Origin of the sequence: Patulibacter sp. SYSU D01012 (assembly GCF_017916475.1) — a bacterium.
Taxonomy (GTDB): domain Bacteria; phylum Actinomycetota; class Thermoleophilia; order Solirubrobacterales; family Solirubrobacteraceae; genus Patulibacter.
On sequence record NZ_JAFMTB010000002.1, the window covers coordinates 842,819 to 858,418 of the forward strand.

Here is a 15,600-nt window from a genome sequence, read left to right on the forward strand (position 1 = left end):
GGTCGGGCGGAAGGACATGCTCCCCCCTGATCGTTTTGGGCGATCGAGGCGGAGCGTTCATGACCGCTTTACTCCGTCCTCAGACTGAACCGCGTTCACCGTCCACAACGCCGTTCACCGAGCGGCGCGGCGCCATGCCCGAGCCGCACGGCAGACGGATGTACGACCCCCGTCCGGGGGGTGGCCCATCCGTCCGTTCCGGGACCCCGAGGGCCCCTCAGTCCTCGCGATCGGCGTCCCGCGCCCGCTGCTGGTGCAGCTCCATCAGCTCGCGGTGCAGGCCGCGCGGATGCTCCGGGTCCGCCGGACGCACGCGGGTCCACTGGGCGTCGGGCCCCAGGGTCCAGGAGCCCTCCTCGTCGCAGAACGCGCGGTCGAGCGCGTCGAGCAGCTCGTCGCGCGCGCCCTCGTCGTCGACGGGGACCACGAGCTCGACGCGGTTGTCGAGGTTGCGCTCCATGATGTCGGCGGACCCCATCAGCACGACGCGGTCCTCGCCGCGCTCGAACGCGTAGATGCGGGAGTGCTCGAGGAAGCGACCCAGCACGGAGCGCACCGAGATGGTCTCGGACAGCCCGGGGACGCCCGGCACCAGGCAGCAGATGCCGCGGACGTTGATCTCGATCGGCACGCCGGCCTGCGACGCGCGGTACAGCGCGTAGATCGACTGCCGGTCGACGAGCGAGTTCATCTTCAGCCGGATGCGGGTGGGCTGCCCGGCGCGGTGCGCCGCGACGGTGCGCTCGACCTCCTCCAGCAGGCCGTCCCGCAGCCCGTTCGGGGCGACGAGCGCCTTGCGGAAGCGCCCGGGCTTCGCGAAGCCCGTCAGCTGGTTGAACAGGTCGGCGACGTCCTGCCCGAGCTCCTGGTCGCGGGTGAAGAGCCCGAAGTCGGTGTACAGGTTGGCGGTCTTGGCGTGGTAGTTGCCGGTGCCGACGTGCAGGTAGTGCCGGACCTTGTCGCCCTCGCGGCGCACGACGAGGATGCACTTGGCGTGCGTCTTCAGCGCCGGGTGCCCGTAGACGACGTGCACGCCGGTGTCCTCGAGCACGCGCGCCCAGCGGATGTTGGCCTGCTCGTCGAAGCGGGCCTTCAGCTCCACGAGCGCGACGGTCTGCTTGCCCTGCTCCGACGCCCGGACGAGCGCGGGCAGCAGCGTCGAGTCCGCGTTCGTGCGGTACACGGTCATCTTGATCGCGAGGACGTCGCGGTCCTCGACGGCCTGCTCGACGAACCGCTCGACCGAGGTGTGGAACGAGTCGTAGGGGTGGTGGACCAGGACGTCGCCGCGGCGCATCGCCGCGAACACGTCGGCCCGCTCGTCGTCGCCCTCGCGCAGGCGCGGGTGCGTGACGGGCCGCCACGGATCGTCGAGCAGCTCGTTGTGGCCGGGCGCCTTCACCAGCTCGAACAGCGCGGTCAGGTCGAGCAGCCCGGGCAGGTCGTAGACCTGCCGCTCCTCGACGCCGAGCTGCTCGACGATCTCGGTCCGCAGCGCGTCGGAGACCTTCGCGTCGATCTCTACGCGCACGATCTCGCCGAAGCGGCGGTTGCGCAGCTGGGCCTCGAGCGCGCGCTTGACGTCGTCGGCGTCGTCCGAGATCTCGAAGTCCGCGTCGCGGGTCACGCGGAACATGCCGCGGTCGAGGACCTCCATGCCGGGGAAGAGCGCGTCCAGGTGCGCCTCGACGACCTCCTCCAGCGGGACGAAGACCTGCTCCCCCTGCGCGCCGCGGACGACCTCGAGCCGGTCGACGACCTCCGTCGGCAGCTTGACGCGGGCGAAGACGGTCTGCCGCGTGTCCGGGTCGCGGACGAGCACGGCGAGGTTCAGCGACAGGTTGGAGATGTACGGGAAGGGCCGCCCCAGGCCGACGGCGAGCGGCGTGAGCACCGGGTAGATGCGGTTGCGGAAGCGGTCCTCCAGCTCCGCCTGCTGCTCGGCGGAGAGGTCGCGGTGCCGGGCGAGCAGGATGCCCTGCTCGGCGAGGGCCGGCAGCAGGTCCTCGTGGACCGTGCGCGCGTGCTCCTGGACCACGGGATCGATCCGCTCCCGGAGCAGGTCCAGCACCTCGTCCGCGCTGCGGCCGTCGGGGCCGCGCCGGCGGTTCTCGTTCCAGACCTTCGCGTGCTGCCCGGCCACGCGGATCATGAAGAACTCGTCCAGGTTCGACGCGAAGATCGCCGCGAAGTTCAGGCGGGCGAGGAGGCGCTGGTCGGGGTCCTGGGCCAGCTCGAGCACCCGGCGGTCGAAGTCCACCCACGACAGCTCGCGGTTGACGAAGAACCGGGGATCCGTCGGATCCGGCGCGTCGGCGGACGGCGCGTCGGCGGGGGCGGGGTCGAGCCGGTCGTCGAGCATGACGCCCCGCAGCCTACGACCGCGCGGGCCCCGCGTCGTTGCCATCCGGTGAAAGCGAGGTGAACGCGGCGGGCCGCTCGCCCAGCGCGTACTCCAGGCGGGCGCGGAAGCCCTCGCGGCCCAGCTCGCGCCACAGGCGCAGGAAGCGGCCGTAGAGCAGCTGGCGGCGGGCCACGAGGTACGCCTCGAGCGTGGCCAGGCCCCGGTGCTCGTCGGCGTGCGGGGCGTCGGCCGCCAGCGCCGGGTCCAGGTCGCCCGCCCCCTCCCCCGCCCGCGCGGCGAGCGCGTCCGCGTCCGCCGCCCGGCGCTCGGCCGCCACGCGCCGGACCCGCGGCAGCGCGACGTCGCAGTCGTGGATCTCGCCGATGACGTCCTGCAGGTCGCGGGTGCGCTTCGCCGCCGTGCGGGCGTACGGGCCGAAGCACGTCGCCGTCACCTCGAGCACGTAGCGCAGCCGCTTCGCCGCGATCCGCATGTCGTGCAGCGCCTCGACCTCGGCCACGTCGAGCGCGGCCGGCACGAACCCGTGCAGCTCCTCCAGGCGCATCCGGACGATGCGCTCGGCGTTGTCGGCCAGCGGCGCGCCGACGTCCAGGCCGCGGACCTTGCGGGCCTTCACGCCGCGGCCCCGTCGCCCGCCGCCGCGGCGTCGTCGTCCGTGGCCGTGTCCGCGGCCGTCGCGGCGTCGTCGTCGGCGGCCGCCGGGGGCCCGCCCGGCGCGCCCTCGGCGTCCCGCTCCGCGGGCGCCCGGGCCTGCGCCGCGTCGGCGAGCGCGTCGAGCCGCGCGCGCAGGCCGTCGACGTCCAGGTGCGCGAGCGTCTCGGCGAGCACGGCGTTGCCGGCCCGCTGGTCCGCGCGGACGGCGTCGGCGAAGGCGCGCACCCCGGGACCGTCCGCGGCCGGCAGCGCGGCCGCGAAGCGCTCGAGGCCCTCGAGCTGCACGTCGGGATCGCGCCGCGCCCCCAGCGCGTCCGCCAGCCGCTTCACGTCGCGCAGCGCGGCCCGGAAGTCGTCGGCGGGGAAGCACGGCGCGTAGATCTCGAGCACGGCCCGCAGCCGCCGCGTGGCCACCCGCATGCCGTGCACGCGCGCCGCCCGGTCGGTGTCGAGCACCCCCTCCGCGGCGGCCGCCAGCTCGGCGGCGCGCACGCGGACGGTCGCCGCAGCCGCCGCGGCGTAGGGCGTGTCGGCCCGCAGGCCGGGGATCGGCTGGGCCTTCGCCACGCGCCCACCCTAGCCGCGCGCCGGGCCGCCCCTGCGAACGTCCGGTGAACGGCGACGGACCTACTCCCAGCGGAACGTGGCCGCCGCCGCGGTCAGCGACACCACGGCCCACAGCCCGAGCACGATGAGGTCGTGGAATGGCGCCACGTGGCCGTGCTGCAGGACGTCCCGCAGACCGTCCGCGAGGGCCGCGCTCGGCAGGGCCTCGACGGCGCCGGCCGCGGACCCCAGGTCCGACAGCGGGTACATGATGCCGCCGAGCACGAGCAGCACGAACCACAGGATGTTCGCCAGCGCGAGCGTCGCCATCGCCCGCAGCACGCCGGCCATCAGGAACGCCAGCCCGCAGAACGCGGCGGTGCCGAAGGCCAGCAGCAGCACGACGGAGAACGGGTCGCCCTGCGGGTGCCAGCCGAGCAGGACGCCCACGAGGACGAGCAGCGCGACCTGCAGCAGCTCGACGACGAGAACGGCGCCCGTCTTGCCCATCAGCAGGACGGAGCGCGGCAGCGGCGTCGCGCCGAGGCGCTTCAGCACGCCGTACTGGCGGTCGAAGCCGGTCGCGATCGCCTGGCCCGTGAACGCGGACGACATGACCGCCAGGGCGAGGACGCCGGGGACGAAGAAGTCGGCGCGCTCGCCGTCGACCTCGATGAAGGGGATCTGCGTGAAGGCGACGAGCAGGCCGATCGGGACGATCAGGCTGAGCATGACCTGCTCGCCGTTGCGCAGCAGGAGCTTGAGCTCCATCCACACCTGGGCGAGGGCCATCCGGCCGAGCGGCGCCCGCCCGGGCCGCGGGGCGAACTCGCCCGGGGTGGTGCTCGTCGGTGCGACGCTCGCGCTCATGCCCGCAGCTCCCGTCCGGTCAGGTCGAGGAAGAGGTCCTCGAGGCTGCGCTGCTTGACCTGCAGCCCCTCGAGGAGGACGCCGTGCTCCGCGCACCAGCCCGCGACGGCCGCGACGGTGGCGGGCGTGACGGCCCCGAGCACGACGTACGTGCCGGGGGCGGGCTCCCGCACCGCGGCGCCGCCGCCGACGTGCGCGGCCAGCGACGCGACGTCCAGGCCGGCGGGGGCCTGGAAGCGCACCTCGGGCTCGGCGGCGTCGCGCAGGAGCCCGTCGCGGGTGCCGGCGGCGATGACCCGGCCGTGGTCGACGATCACGACGTCGTCGGCCAGGCGCTGGGCCTCCTCCATGTCGTGCGTCGTCAGCACGACGGTGACGCCGTCGCGCCGGAGCGCCTCGACGATGCGCCAGATCTCGTGCCGGGCCTGCGGGTCGAGCCCGACGGTGGGCTCGTCCAGGAAGACGAGCTCGGGGCGGCCCACGAGCGCCATCGCCAGCGACAGCCGCTGCTGCTGACCGCCGGACAGGCGCCGGTACGGCGTGCGCTGCACGGCGCGCAGCCCCAGGCGGTCCAGCAGCGCCTCGGGGTCGAGCGGGTGCGCGGAGTACGAGGCGACCAGGCGCAGCATCTCGCCGCAGCGGGCGGACTGGTAGACGCCGCCGGCCTGCAGCGTCACCCCGATGCGGGGCCGCAGCGCGTCGTTCTCGCGCACGGGGTCCAGGCCGAGCACCCGCACGGTCCCGCGGTCGGGACGGCGGAAGCCGATGCACGTCTCGATCGTGGTCGTCTTGCCGGCGCCGTTCGGGCCGAGCAGGGCGAGCACCCGCGCGCGCTCCACGCGGAGCGACACGCCGTCGACGGCGGTCCGCTCGCCGTAGCGCTTGACCAGGCCGTCGATCAGGACGGCGGGCTCGGCGGGGCGGGCTGACGACGGCGACGCCGAGGCGGCCGGAGCGGCGTCGGAGGGGGGTTCGTGCAGCGACGGACGCAACCCGACCATGATGCAGCAAACGCCCGGCGCGCCGCCCCGCGAGGCGCGTCCGGGGTCGTCTGTCGCTCAGGCGCCGGGGACGAACGCGGCCGGCGGCGCGCCGGTCACGGCGATCCGCCCCGCGTACTCGGCCCGCAGCGGCGAGGCCTCCCACTCCGCGCGCAGCAGCCCGAAGACGTTGACGTCCAGGAAGCGGTCCCCGTGGCGGTGGAAGCCGCGCAGCACGCCCTCGCGCCGCAGCCCCACGCCCAGCAGCGCCCGCGTCGACCGCTCGTTCTCGGGGTTGGAGTACGACCCGAACCGCTGCATCCCCAGGACCTCGAACGCCAGGTGCTGCAGCAGCGCCTTGCTCTCGCGGTTGGCGCCCGTCCCCCAGAAGTCGCGACCGAACCACGTGCCGCACACGCAGCGCCGGTCGCGGAGCGAGAACTCGTACAGCCCGGTGATCCCCGCGGGACCGTGCTCGTGGTGGACCGCCAGCAGGTCGAGCTTGACGCCCGTCCGCCGCTCCTCCTCCAGCCCCGCGATGAAGCGCCGCGGCTGCTCGACGTCGGTGTACGGGCCCCACGAGAACCAGCGGGTCACCTCGGGGTCGGACGCCAGGCGCAGCAGCCCCTCGGCGTCGCCGTCCCGCGGGATCCGCAGGGAGAGGGTGGGTCCGCGCAGCTCGAGCTCGTCCATCGCGCCCGAGCGTAGAGCGCGGCCGGGCGGCGCGGCATCATGCGGGCATGACCGAGCTGCGCGCCGGAGCCCTGTCCGCCGTCTGGCGGCCCGACGTCGGGATGGTCGGCGCGTCGCTCCGCCACGAGGGCGAGGAGCTGCTGGGCCAGCGCGGCGGGCTCGACGCCTACGTCGCGAAGGGCTCCGCGTTCGGGATCCCGCTGCTGGCGCCGTGGGCCAACCGCCTGGACGGCCTGGAGTACCCCGACCCCGCCCGACCGGGCGCTCCGCCGGTGCGGCTGGACCCCGCGCGCGTGAAGACGGACGGGAACGGCCTGCCGAAGGACGGCGTGCTGGCCGCGCGCCCGTGGACCGTCGAGCGCGAGACGGCGGACGAGGTCGTCGCCCGCTTCGACGCCGACGGCGAGGACGTCCTCCACGCCTTCCCGTTCCCGCACCGCCTGCGCGTGGCGGTGCGCCTGACGCCCGAGGGGATGACGGTGACGACGGAGCTGACCGCCACCGGCGACGTGTCGGTGCCGCGGGCCTTCGGCTGGCACCCGCTGTTCACGCTCCCGGGCGTGCCGCGGGAGGCGCTCGACGTGACGCTGCCGGTCGTCCGCGAGAGCGTCCTGGACGACCGCGGCATCCCGACGGGCGCGGAGCGGCCGGCGGACTGGCGGGACGGGCCGCTCGGCGACCGCACCCTCGACGCGGAGTACCCGGCGGTGGCCGGCGACTTCGTCCTGCGCGGCGGCGGGCGCACGCTGACCGTGGTGTTCGGGGCGCCGGACTACCCCGTCGGCCACGCGTGGGCGCCGGCCGGCGAGGCGTTCGTCGCGTGGGAGCCGATGACGGCGTCGACGAACGCCCTGGTGACGGGCGACGGGCTCGGGCTCGTGGCCCCCGGGACCAGCCGCGCCGCCACGTTCGTGGTGCGCGTCGCCGCGGACGGCTGAGGGCGGCGCGGCCGGCGGCGACGATCCCGGGACCGCGCGGCCGGGGCCGCCGCTACTCCAGCTCGTCGACGAGGTCGGCGACCGAGTCGACGATCCGCGTCGGCACGTACGGGAAGACCTTGGCGGTCTCGCGCGTCGCCACGCCGGTCAGCACGAGGATCGTCTGCAGGCCCGCCTCCAGGCCGGAGACGACGTCGGTGTCCATCCGGTCGCCGATCATCGCCGTCGACTCGGAGTGCGCGTCCAGCGTGTTCAGCGCCGAGCGCATCATGAGCGGGTTGGGCTTGCCGACGTAGTACGGCTCGACGCCGGTGGCGCGGGTGATCAGCGCCGCCACCGACCCCGTCGCGGGCAGCGGCCCCTCGGCGGACGGCCCGACGTTGTCGGGGTTGGTCGCGATGAACCGCGCGCCGCCCTCGATCAGACGGATCGCCTGCGTGATCCGCTCGAACGAGTACGTCCGGGTCTCGCCGAGCACGACGTAGTCGGGGTCGCGGTCGGTCTGCGTGTAGCCCGCCTCGTGCAGGGCGGTGGTCAGTCCGGCCTCGCCGATCACGAACGCCGAGCCGTCGGGACGCTGGTCGGCCAGGAACCGCGCCGTCGCGAGCGCCGAGGTCCAGATCGACGTCTCGGGCACCTCCAGGCCGCTCGCGCGCAGCCGGGCGGACAGGTCGCGGCGCGTGTAGATGGAGTTGTTCGTCAGGACGAGGAACGGCAGGTCCAGCTCGCGCAGCCGCGCGAGGAACCGGTCGGCGCCGGGCACCATGTGCTCCTCGTGGACGAGCACGCCGTCCATGTCCATCAGCCAGGAGCGGATCTCGCGGTCGGGCATCGGCCGCCAAGCCTACGACGGGCGCCCGCCGCCCGCGAGCGTCGGGCCGAACGGACCCGCCGGTCCGGCGGGGCGGACGCCGTCGACGCGCGCCCGCGGAGGACGACCGGCGGGCGACCGTCCGCGCGCCAGCTACCATGCCCCTGAATGACGCCCGATACGGACGACCCGTCCGACAGTTCGCAGCGCGCCTCCGCGCGCGCTGACGACGACCCGCCCCGCAGTCCCGGGCGCACCCTCGCGTGCGTCTCCCGGAGCCGGCCGGAGGTGACCTCGTGACCGAGGTCCTCCTGATCGTCGTCGCCCTCCTCCTCGTCCTCGCCTGCGGCGGCTTCGTCGCCGCGGAGTTCGCCTTCATCACCGTCGACCGCAACGCGGTCGACCGTGCCGCGGAAGCCGGCGACCGCCGCGCCGTGGGCCTGTCCAAGGCCCTGCGCAGCCTCTCCACCCAGCTCTCGGGCGCCCAGCTCGGGATCACGATCACCAACCTGGCGATCGGCTTCCTCGCCGAGCCCGCGATCGCCGAGCTCATCGACGGCCCCCTCGGGGCGCTCGGGCTCGGCGACACCGCGGCGTCCGGCGTCGCCGTCGTCATCGCCCTCGTCACGGCGACCGTCGTGACGATGGTCTTCGGCGAGCTCGTGCCGAAGAACCTGGCGATCTCCATGCCGATGGGCACCGCCCGCGCGGTCGCCGGCTTCCAGCGCGGGTTCACGCACGCGACGGCCTGGCCGCTGCGCGTCCTCAACGGCTCGGCCAACGGCATCCTGCGCCGGATCGGCATCGAGCCGCAGGAGGAGCTCGCCTCGGCGCGCTCGGCCCAGGAGCTCTCCTCGCTCGTGCGCCGCTCCGCCGAGCAGGGCACGCTCGAGACGAACACCGCGACGCTGCTGCAGCGGTCGCTGGCGTTCGGCGAGCGCCGCGCCGTCGACGTCATGACCCCGCGCACGCGGATGAAGACCGTGACCGGCGACGACACGGTCGCCCACGTCCTGCAGCAGGCGCGCGAGACGGGCCACTCCCGCTTCCCCGTCGAGGACGACGAGAAGGACACGATCATGGGCGTCGTGCACATCCGCGCCGCCGTCGGGGTCCCGTACGAGCGCCGCGACGAGGTGCTCGTGCGCGACGTCATGACGCTGCCGCTCGTGGTGCCCTCGACGCTCGAGCTCGACCCGCTGCTGGCCGAGCTGCGCGGCGGCAGCCTGCAGATGGCCGTCGTCGTCGACGAGTTCGGCGGCGTGGACGGCATCGTCACGCTCGAGGACCTGATCGAGGAGATCGTCGGCGAGGTGCTCGACGAGCACGACGACCGCCGCTCCGTCGCCCGCCGCCAGCCCGACGGCTCGTGGCTCATGCCCGCGCTCCTGCGGCCCGACGAGGCCGAGGAGATCACGGGCGCCCCGCTGCCCGAGAGCGAGGACTACGAGACGCTCGGCGGCCTCGTCGCCCTGCACCTGGAGCGCATCCCCGACGTCGGCGACGAGGTCGTCCTCGAGCTGCCCGACGAGGACGATCCCGAGCAGCGGGTGACCCTGACCGTCGGCCGGATGGACGGCCTGCGCGTCGACGAGCTGCGGGTCGTCGTCGAGGAGCTCGAGCGACCCGACGAGGACGAGCGGGAGGACGACCGATGAGCGACACCGCCGCGATCCTCCTGGCCGTCGTCCTGCTCGGCCTGAACGCCTTCTTCGTCGGCGCGGAGTTCGCGCTGATCTCCGCCCGCCGCACCGAGATCGAGCCGAAGGCCGAGGCGGGATCGCGCCTGGCGAAGATCACGCTCGGCGGCATGGAGCACGTGTCGCTCATGATGGCCGGCGCGCAGCTCGGCATCACGATCTGCTCCCTCGGCCTCGGCTCGATCGGCGAGCCCGCCGTGGCGCACGTCATCGAGCCGCTGCTGCACGACCTCGGCGTCACCGAGCACCTGCTGCACCCGATCGCCTTCGCGATCGCGCTGCTCGTCGTCGTCTACCTGCACGTCGTCATCGGCGAGATGGTGCCGAAGAACATCGCGCTCGCCGGCCCGGACCGCGCGGCCCTCGTGCTCGCGCCGATCCTCGTCGGCATCGTGCGCGTGCTGCGTCCGGCGATCGCGGCGGTCAACTGGATCGCCAACGTCGTGCTGCGCGCCGCGGGCGTCGAGCCGAAGGACGAGGTGACGAGCGCGTTCACCCGCGACGAGGTCGCCGGCCTCGTCGAGGAGTCGCACCGCGAGGGGATGCTCGAGCACGGCGAGGGGCAGCTGCTGCTCGACGCGCTGCAGTTCGAGGACCGCACGGCCCGCGCCGTGCTCCTCCCCCTCGCCGAGCTGAAGACCGTGCCGCCCGAGGTCACGCCGGAGCAGGTGGAGGCGCTCGCCGCCGAGACCGGCTTCTCGCGCTTCCCCGTCCGCGCGCCCGACGGCAGCTTCCGGGGCTACCTGCACCTGAAGGACCTGCTCGGCCAGCGCGACGACGCCCGCGGGGTGTCGGTGCCGGCGCGGACGCGCCGCTCGCTCCCGACGGTGCGGGTGAACGACCGCCTGCGCACGGTGCTCTCCACGATGCAGCGCTCGCGCGCCCACCTGGCGCGCGTCGAGGACGTGGACGGCACGCTGCTCGGCGTCGTGGCGCTCGAGGACGTGCTCGAGGAGCTCGTCGGCGAGATCCGCGACGAGAGCCGCCGCGCCGCCGCCTAGCGGCGCCGCGGCCCGGTCGCGGGGTCCGGCCCGCGCGGCCGGGCCCCGGCGCTAGCGGGCGTGCTTGCGCGCCTTGGCGGCCATGAGCTGCTCGACCGTCGGCGGCACGCCCGGGAGCGGGTGCGCCCCCTCGGGCCGCAGGCCGTCGAGGACGACGCACAGGTAGCGGCGCCACAGGTCGGGCGCGCAGCCGTCGACCTGCATCGGGCACTTCTCGGTCGCGCCGCCGACGGCGGCGACCAGGAACGGCAGGTCCTCGGGCGTCAGGTCGGGCCGGACCTGCCCCGCGTCCTGCGCGCGGCGCAACAGCTGGCCGAGGCGCTCGAGCATGCGGACGTTCCGCTCGCGGAAGGACTCCGTGCTGAACAGCGCGGGTCCGACCGCCTCGAGGAACGTGCGGTCGCACGCCTGCTGCTCGGCCGTCGCGGTCATGGCCAGGACGATCCCCTCCCAGGGGTCGTCCATCGCCAGCGCGCGGTCGACGACGTCCTGCATGCCGTCGAAGGTGCGCTCGAGCACCGCGACGAGCAGGTCGTCCTTCGTCGGGAAGTGCCGGAACAGCGTGCCGGCGCCGACGCCGGCGCGGCGGGCGATCTCGGCGACCGCGACGTCCGGGCCCGCCTCGGCGAAGGCCGCCTGCGCGGCCTCGAGCACGCGCTCGCGGTTGCGCAGGGCGTCCGCCCGGCGCGGGCGATCGACGGGGAGCGGCTCTTCCGTCTTCACCACTACATCCTAGACCGTCCGTCGCGCGGCGATCGCGGGTCCGGGGCGGACGTCCGCGAGCGCGTCCGGGGCCGCCGGCGCGACCGGCCGTGCACGGGGCACGACCGGAGCGCCGGCGGCGTCCGCGGTGGCCGGGCCGGGCCCGTCCCCGCGTGTCCCGGGCGGGCGACTAGGCGGCGACGGCCACGACCTGGTCCGGGTCGATGCTCGCGACGTGCGAGCGGCGGACCAGCAGGGCGGTGAGCGCCGCGGCGACGAGCATCAGCGCGGCGCCGACGAGGAACGCCAGGTGGTAGCCCGAGACGAGCGCGTCGAAGCCGTCCAGGCGGGTCGGCGCGCTGCCGAAGTCCGCCAGCCGGTCCTCGGTGCGGGACGCCGCCAGGGTCGACAGGACCGCCAGGCCGATCGCGCCGCCGAACTGCTGCGACGTGTTGATCAGGCCGGACGCCAGGCCCTGGTCGTCCCCGTCGATGCCGCCGGTCGCCATGACGGTGACCGGGACGAAGACGGTGCCCATGCCGGCGGCGAGCAGCGCCATGGCGGGCAGCACCTCGCCCAGGTAGTCCCCGCCGACGCTGATCCGCGTCATCAGCAGCAGCCCGACCGCGGCCAGCAGCAGCCCGCCGATGATCGTGGCGCGGATGCCGAGGGTGCGGATGAGCGCCTGCGCCGCGACGGAGCCGCCGACGATGCCGACCGTGAAGGGCAGGAACGCCAGGCCGGACTTGAGCGGCTCGTACCCGAGGACCTCCTGCAGGTAGATCGTCGCGAAGTAGAACATCGCGAACATCCCGGCGATCGCCAGCAGCATCACCAGGTTGGACGCCAGGAGCGACCGGACCCGCAGGATGCCCAGGCGGACGAGCGGCTGCGCGTGGCGGCGCTCGATCAGGACGAACGCGGCGAGCAGCACGAGGGCGAGGGCGCCGAAGCCGAGCGTGGTGCCCGACCCCCAGCCCTGCTCGCCGGCCTCGACCACCGCGTAGACGAGCGCGACCAGGCCGCCGGTGACCGTGGCGGCGCCGAGCAGGTCGAAGCCGCCGGCGTGCTCGTCGCGGGACTCGGGGATCAGGCGCAGGGCGACGAGCGCGACGGCGACGCCGACGGGCACGTTGACGAAGAACACCCACTCCCAGGAGAGGGCCTCGACGAGCACGCCGCCGAGGATCAGGCCGACGGCCGCGCCGCCGCCGGCGATCGCGCCCCAGACGCCGAGCGCGCGGGTGCGCTCCGGCCCCTCGGGGAACGTCGTCGTGACGATCGCCAGCGCCGCGGGCGAGACGAGCGCGCCGCCCAGGCCCTGCAGGGCGCGGAAGGCGATGAGCTGCCCCGGCGACGTGGCCAGGCCGTCGAGGAGCGACGAGACGGTGAAGAGCGTCACGCCGGCGACGAACAGGCGCCGGCGGCCGAAGAGGTCGGCGGCGCGGCCGCCCAGGAGGAGGAAGCCGCCGAAGAGCAGCGTGTAGGCGTTGATGACCCAGGCGAGGTCGCCGGCGGCGAAGCCGAGGTCCTGCTGGATGGAGGGGAGCGCGACGTTCACGACGGTGGCGTCGAGCACCACCATGAACTGCGCGAAGCAGACGATGACGAGGACGACCAAGGGGTTGACGGCGCGCGTCGTGGGCGGGGCTTGGGAGGACATGCGAGGGGCTCCAGATGAAGCGGAGTGACTGATCCGCTTCAACGTAGCAAAAGCGGAGCGACCGCTCCACCTAATTCGGAGCATGTACTCCGGTTCTTCACGCGGTACGGTGCCCCCGTGATCGCGCTCCTCTTCGACGTGCACGGCAACCTGGCCGCGCTCGAGCGCGTCGTGGAGGACGCCCGCGCCGCCGGCGCGGACCGCTGGCTCGTCGGCGGCGACGTCAGCGCGTTCGGCCCGTGGCCCGAGGAGACGCTCGCCGCGCTGCGCGACCTGCCGGACGCCCGCTGGCTGCGCGGCAACCACGAGCGCTGGGCCGTCGAGGGCGACGACGTGCCGCCGATGCCGCTCGCGCAGGGCGGCGTCGCCGCCACCCGCGAGGCCCTCGGCCCCGAGACCGTGCGCGAGCTCTACGGCCTGCCGCTCTGGCAGCCGCTCCCGGGCGGCGAGGCGTGGCACGGCTCGCCGGCGGGCGACACCGCCGGCTTCCTGCCCGAGCCGCAGGACGACGAGGCCGCCCTGCTGCGGGGCCGCACCCCCGCGCTGCTCGTCGCCGGCCACACGCACCTGCAGATGCGCCGCGACGTCGTGCGCCCGGACGGCGGCACCACGACCGTCGTCAACCCCGGCAGCGTCGGGCTGCCGTTCGACGGGGACCCGCGCGCCGCGTACGCCCTGCTCGCGGACGACGGCACCGTCGAGCTGCGCCGCGTCGCGTACGACACCGCGCGCACCGTCGAGGCGCAGCTCGCCCGCTGGGGCGACGCCGAATGGGCACGCCAGGTCGCCACGACGTACCCGACGGGCGTCCCCGCCCCCCAGCCCGCCCTCGACTGACGCGGCCCGTCGCCGGCCCGGCGCGGCCCGCGACCACGCCGCACCCGGGGCGACGCCTGTGCCATCATCCCCGGTCTATGGCTCGACCCTCCAGCAAACCTAGCCGCGGCAGGCGGTCCCCGAAGGGCGGCCCGCGCCGTACGCCCAAGCTCACCAAGGAGCAGGTCGCCCAGATCGACCACCTGCACGTCGACGCGCTGCGCGCGCTGGTCACGGAGAAGGGCAAGATCCGGTCGCGTCGCGCCACCGGCCTCACCGCTCGCGATCAGGCCCACGCCGCGCGTGCCGTCAAGCAGGCCCGCGAGCTGGCCCTGCTGCCCTACCCGCACCCCCGCATGATCGCCATGCCGGGCCGCGAGGACCGGGGCGAGGAGCGCCCCGAGCGCGGTGGCCGCGGCCGCCGCGACGACCGCTAGGTCGCACCCCTCCCCCCGCCGTCGTCCCCGGACGCCGGCTGCGCCACGAGCCCGGCCCCGCCGGGCTCGTTCGCGTTCCGGGGGACGTCGCACGCCCCGGCGCGGCCGCGCCGGCCGCCGGACGGGCCGCCACGCCGGGGCCGGGCCGCCTCCCCGGGCCGCGCGGCCGGCCCGGCGGGGCCTCGCCCTCAGACCGTCTGCACGAGCTGGCGGTCGGGGTCGATCCCCCAGCGCCGCGCCGCCTGCGCCTGCAGGTCGCCGATCGACCAGGCGTCGGGCTGCTCGTCGCCCGCGAAGACCGGCGACGCGCCCTTCAGCGCCATCGACCCGGTGTTGTCGCCGATCTGGGTGATCCGGTCCAGCTCGGCCGGCGTCAGGCGCCGCTCGCCCGCGACGGCCGCGAGCTGCGCGCGCTTCTTCGCGACGGGCACCGGCGACGTGCTCGCGCTGCCCTCCATCTCCTGGATCAGCGTCGGCACGACGCAGGAGACGGCGGGCTGGGCGAGGGTCCACTGCGCGGCCGTCTGGAGCGGCGTCAGCCCGTGGCGGGCGCCGATCGCCGCGACCTCGTCCACCACGGAGAGCCCCCGCTGGATCCAGCCGTCGGGCCGGAAGCGCCGGTGGTCGTGGTCGCCCATCGGGGTGTCCGTCCGCAGGTCGCCCCAGAAGATGCCGCCGTAGTCGACGACCCGCGCGAGCACCTGCACCTCGTGCTCCTCGCACGCGGGCAGCACCAGGCCGCTCGGCCACGGCTCGAGCGGCCCCAGGATGAGCATGGCCCAGTCGATGCGGTCGCCGAACCGCTCCAGGCACGCCAGGATGTCGAGCGTGAAGCCGTTCGCGGGGCCCGGGGCCACGCCGATCGCGTCGGCCAGGCCCTCGTCCCGCAGCGCCGCCATCGCGTCCCAGACGACCTCGGACGTGTACCCGATGCGGTCCGGGTTGTGGAGCATGAGCAGGTCGAAGCGGTCCGTCCCGCAGCGCTCGAGCGAGCGCTCCGTCGCGGCGCGCAGGTAGTCCGCGTAGGCGTCGGGGCCCCGCAGCGCCGGGTCGGTGAACCGCGGGAAGCCCTTCGCGCCGCGGCGCTCGCCGTCGTAGAAGTCGTGGCCGACGGTGCCGACCAGCCGCACGTCGCGGCGCGGCACGTCCGCGATCGCCCGGCCGACGACGCGGTCGGCCTCGCCCTGCCCGTAGACGTCGGCGGTGACGACGGTGCGCAGGCGCTCGTCCGGCCGCAGCAGGGCCACGAGCTCGTCCTCCGACAGCTGCTTCCCGAAGTGCATGAACCGGCCGCCGCTCCAGGCGCCGAGGGCCGCGTGTCCGAGATCCACCATGCCCGGAGCCTACGCCGCCGGGCGTCGCCGCGCGCCCTCCCGAACGGGTCCGCGGCGGTCCCCGCGACGCCCGCGGCGACGCGCTCGGCG

Annotated in this window: 15 protein-coding genes; 5 read left to right on the forward strand and 10 right to left on the reverse strand. The window is 75.1% G+C overall.

The features are described from left to right. Nucleotides 1–217 precede the first annotated feature (217 nt). From ppk1 to J3P29_RS13475, 6 genes are all read right to left on the reverse strand, one after another. Nucleotides 218–2,362: a polyphosphate kinase 1 gene (ppk1, locus tag J3P29_RS13455; protein ID WP_246851920.1), complete on the reverse strand. Its 2,145-nt coding sequence runs from the start codon at nucleotides 2,360–2,362 to the stop codon at nucleotides 218–220. 13 nt (nucleotides 2,363–2,375) lie between these two features. Beyond that, nucleotides 2,376–2,981, reverse strand: coding sequence for a CHAD domain-containing protein (locus J3P29_RS20810; protein WP_349239841.1), 606 nt, complete (start codon nucleotides 2,979–2,981; stop codon nucleotides 2,376–2,378). Continuing rightward, nucleotides 2,978–3,586, reverse strand: coding sequence for a CHAD domain-containing protein (locus tag J3P29_RS20815; protein WP_349239842.1), 609 nt, complete (start codon nucleotides 3,584–3,586; stop codon nucleotides 2,978–2,980). Before J3P29_RS20815 ends, J3P29_RS20810 begins: the two co-directional genes overlap by 4 nt. Before the next feature lie 60 nt (nucleotides 3,587–3,646). Then, nucleotides 3,647–4,435: an ABC transporter permease gene (locus J3P29_RS13465; protein WP_210493995.1), complete on the reverse strand. Its 789-nt coding sequence runs from the start codon at nucleotides 4,433–4,435 to the stop codon at nucleotides 3,647–3,649. Continuing rightward, nucleotides 4,432–5,337 carry an ABC transporter ATP-binding protein gene (locus J3P29_RS13470; protein WP_349239868.1) on the reverse strand — a complete coding sequence of 302 codons (906 nt, stop codon included), beginning with the start codon at nucleotides 5,335–5,337 and terminating at the stop codon, nucleotides 4,432–4,434. Before J3P29_RS13470 ends, J3P29_RS13465 begins: the two co-directional genes overlap by 4 nt. 156 nt (nucleotides 5,338–5,493) lie before the next feature. Next, the gene (locus J3P29_RS13475; RefSeq protein WP_210493997.1) at nucleotides 5,494–6,108 is read right to left on the reverse strand and encodes a GNAT family protein; all 615 of its coding nucleotides are present in this window, start codon (nucleotides 6,106–6,108) and stop codon (nucleotides 5,494–5,496) included. A 47-nt stretch (nucleotides 6,109–6,155) separates the two neighbouring features. Here J3P29_RS13475 and J3P29_RS13480 point away from each other — a divergent pair, with 47 nt between their 5' ends. After that, nucleotides 6,156–7,046 (forward strand): aldose 1-epimerase, encoded by an 891-nt coding sequence (locus J3P29_RS13480; RefSeq protein ID WP_210493998.1) that lies wholly within the window; start codon nucleotides 6,156–6,158, stop codon nucleotides 7,044–7,046. Between the two features lie 52 nt (nucleotides 7,047–7,098). Here the strand turns inward: J3P29_RS13480 and J3P29_RS13485 are convergent, their stop codons facing one another. Next, complete coding sequence (locus tag J3P29_RS13485) at nucleotides 7,099–7,878, reverse strand: HAD-IIA family hydrolase (RefSeq protein ID WP_210493999.1); 780 nt, start codon at nucleotides 7,876–7,878, stop codon at nucleotides 7,099–7,101. A gap of 275 nt (nucleotides 7,879–8,153) precedes the next feature. Here J3P29_RS13485 and J3P29_RS13490 point away from each other — a divergent pair, with 275 nt between their 5' ends. Both J3P29_RS13490 and J3P29_RS13495 read left to right on the forward strand, forming a co-directional pair. Beyond that, nucleotides 8,154–9,515, forward strand: coding sequence for a hemolysin family protein (locus J3P29_RS13490; protein WP_210494001.1), 1,362 nt, complete (start codon nucleotides 8,154–8,156; stop codon nucleotides 9,513–9,515). Continuing rightward, the gene (locus tag J3P29_RS13495) at nucleotides 9,512–10,558 is read left to right on the forward strand and encodes a hemolysin family protein (RefSeq protein WP_210494002.1); all 1,047 of its coding nucleotides are present in this window, start codon (nucleotides 9,512–9,514) and stop codon (nucleotides 10,556–10,558) included. Before J3P29_RS13490 ends, J3P29_RS13495 begins: the two co-directional genes overlap by 4 nt. A 51-nt stretch (nucleotides 10,559–10,609) precedes the next feature. On the opposite strand, the gene J3P29_RS13500 is transcribed toward J3P29_RS13495, so the two are convergent. After that, complete coding sequence (locus J3P29_RS13500) at nucleotides 10,610–11,281, reverse strand: TetR/AcrR family transcriptional regulator (RefSeq protein WP_210494003.1); 672 nt, start codon at nucleotides 11,279–11,281, stop codon at nucleotides 10,610–10,612. A 169-nt stretch (nucleotides 11,282–11,450) separates the two neighbouring features. Beyond that, entirely contained in the window at nucleotides 11,451–12,923 is a 1,473-nt protein-coding gene (locus J3P29_RS13505; RefSeq protein WP_210494004.1) for an MFS transporter, read from the reverse strand. 117 nt (nucleotides 12,924–13,040) lie between these two features. Between J3P29_RS13505 and J3P29_RS13510 the strand changes: the two genes are divergently transcribed. Then, the gene (locus tag J3P29_RS13510) at nucleotides 13,041–13,760 is read left to right on the forward strand and encodes a metallophosphoesterase family protein (protein ID WP_210494005.1); all 720 of its coding nucleotides are present in this window, start codon (nucleotides 13,041–13,043) and stop codon (nucleotides 13,758–13,760) included. Between the two features lie 77 nt (nucleotides 13,761–13,837). Further along, a complete protein-coding gene (gene rpsR, locus J3P29_RS13515) occupies nucleotides 13,838–14,176 on the forward strand; it encodes a 30S ribosomal protein S18 (RefSeq protein ID WP_210494007.1) in 339 nt (112 codons plus the stop codon). A gap of 188 nt (nucleotides 14,177–14,364) precedes the next feature. Here rpsR and J3P29_RS13520 read toward each other — a convergent pair whose 3' ends face one another. After that, entirely contained in the window at nucleotides 14,365–15,510 is a 1,146-nt protein-coding gene (locus J3P29_RS13520) for an aldo/keto reductase (protein ID WP_210494008.1), read from the reverse strand. Nucleotides 15,511–15,600 lie beyond the last annotated feature (90 nt).

Coding starts and splice junctions, on each gene's coding strand:
- J3P29_RS13465 (WP_210493995.1), bottom strand. CDS start 4,435: ATGAGCGCGAGCGTCGCACCGACGAGCACCACCCCGGGCGAGTTCGCC.
- J3P29_RS13505 (WP_210494004.1), bottom strand. CDS start 12,923: ATGTCCTCCCAAGCCCCGCCCACGACGCGCGCCGTCAACCCCTTGGTC.
- J3P29_RS13485 (WP_210493999.1), bottom strand. CDS start 7,878: ATGCCCGACCGCGAGATCCGCTCCTGGCTGATGGACATGGACGGCGTG.
- J3P29_RS13495 (WP_210494002.1), top strand. CDS start 9,512: ATGAGCGACACCGCCGCGATCCTCCTGGCCGTCGTCCTGCTCGGCCTG.
- J3P29_RS13480 (WP_210493998.1), top strand. CDS start 6,156: ATGACCGAGCTGCGCGCCGGAGCCCTGTCCGCCGTCTGGCGGCCCGAC.
- J3P29_RS13475 (WP_210493997.1), bottom strand. CDS start 6,108: ATGGACGAGCTCGAGCTGCGCGGACCCACCCTCTCCCTGCGGATCCCG.
- rpsR (WP_210494007.1), top strand. CDS start 13,838: ATGGCTCGACCCTCCAGCAAACCTAGCCGCGGCAGGCGGTCCCCGAAG.
- ppk1 (WP_246851920.1), bottom strand. CDS start 2,362: ATGCTCGACGACCGGCTCGACCCCGCCCCCGCCGACGCGCCGTCCGCC.
- J3P29_RS13520 (WP_210494008.1), bottom strand. CDS start 15,510: ATGGTGGATCTCGGACACGCGGCCCTCGGCGCCTGGAGCGGCGGCCGG.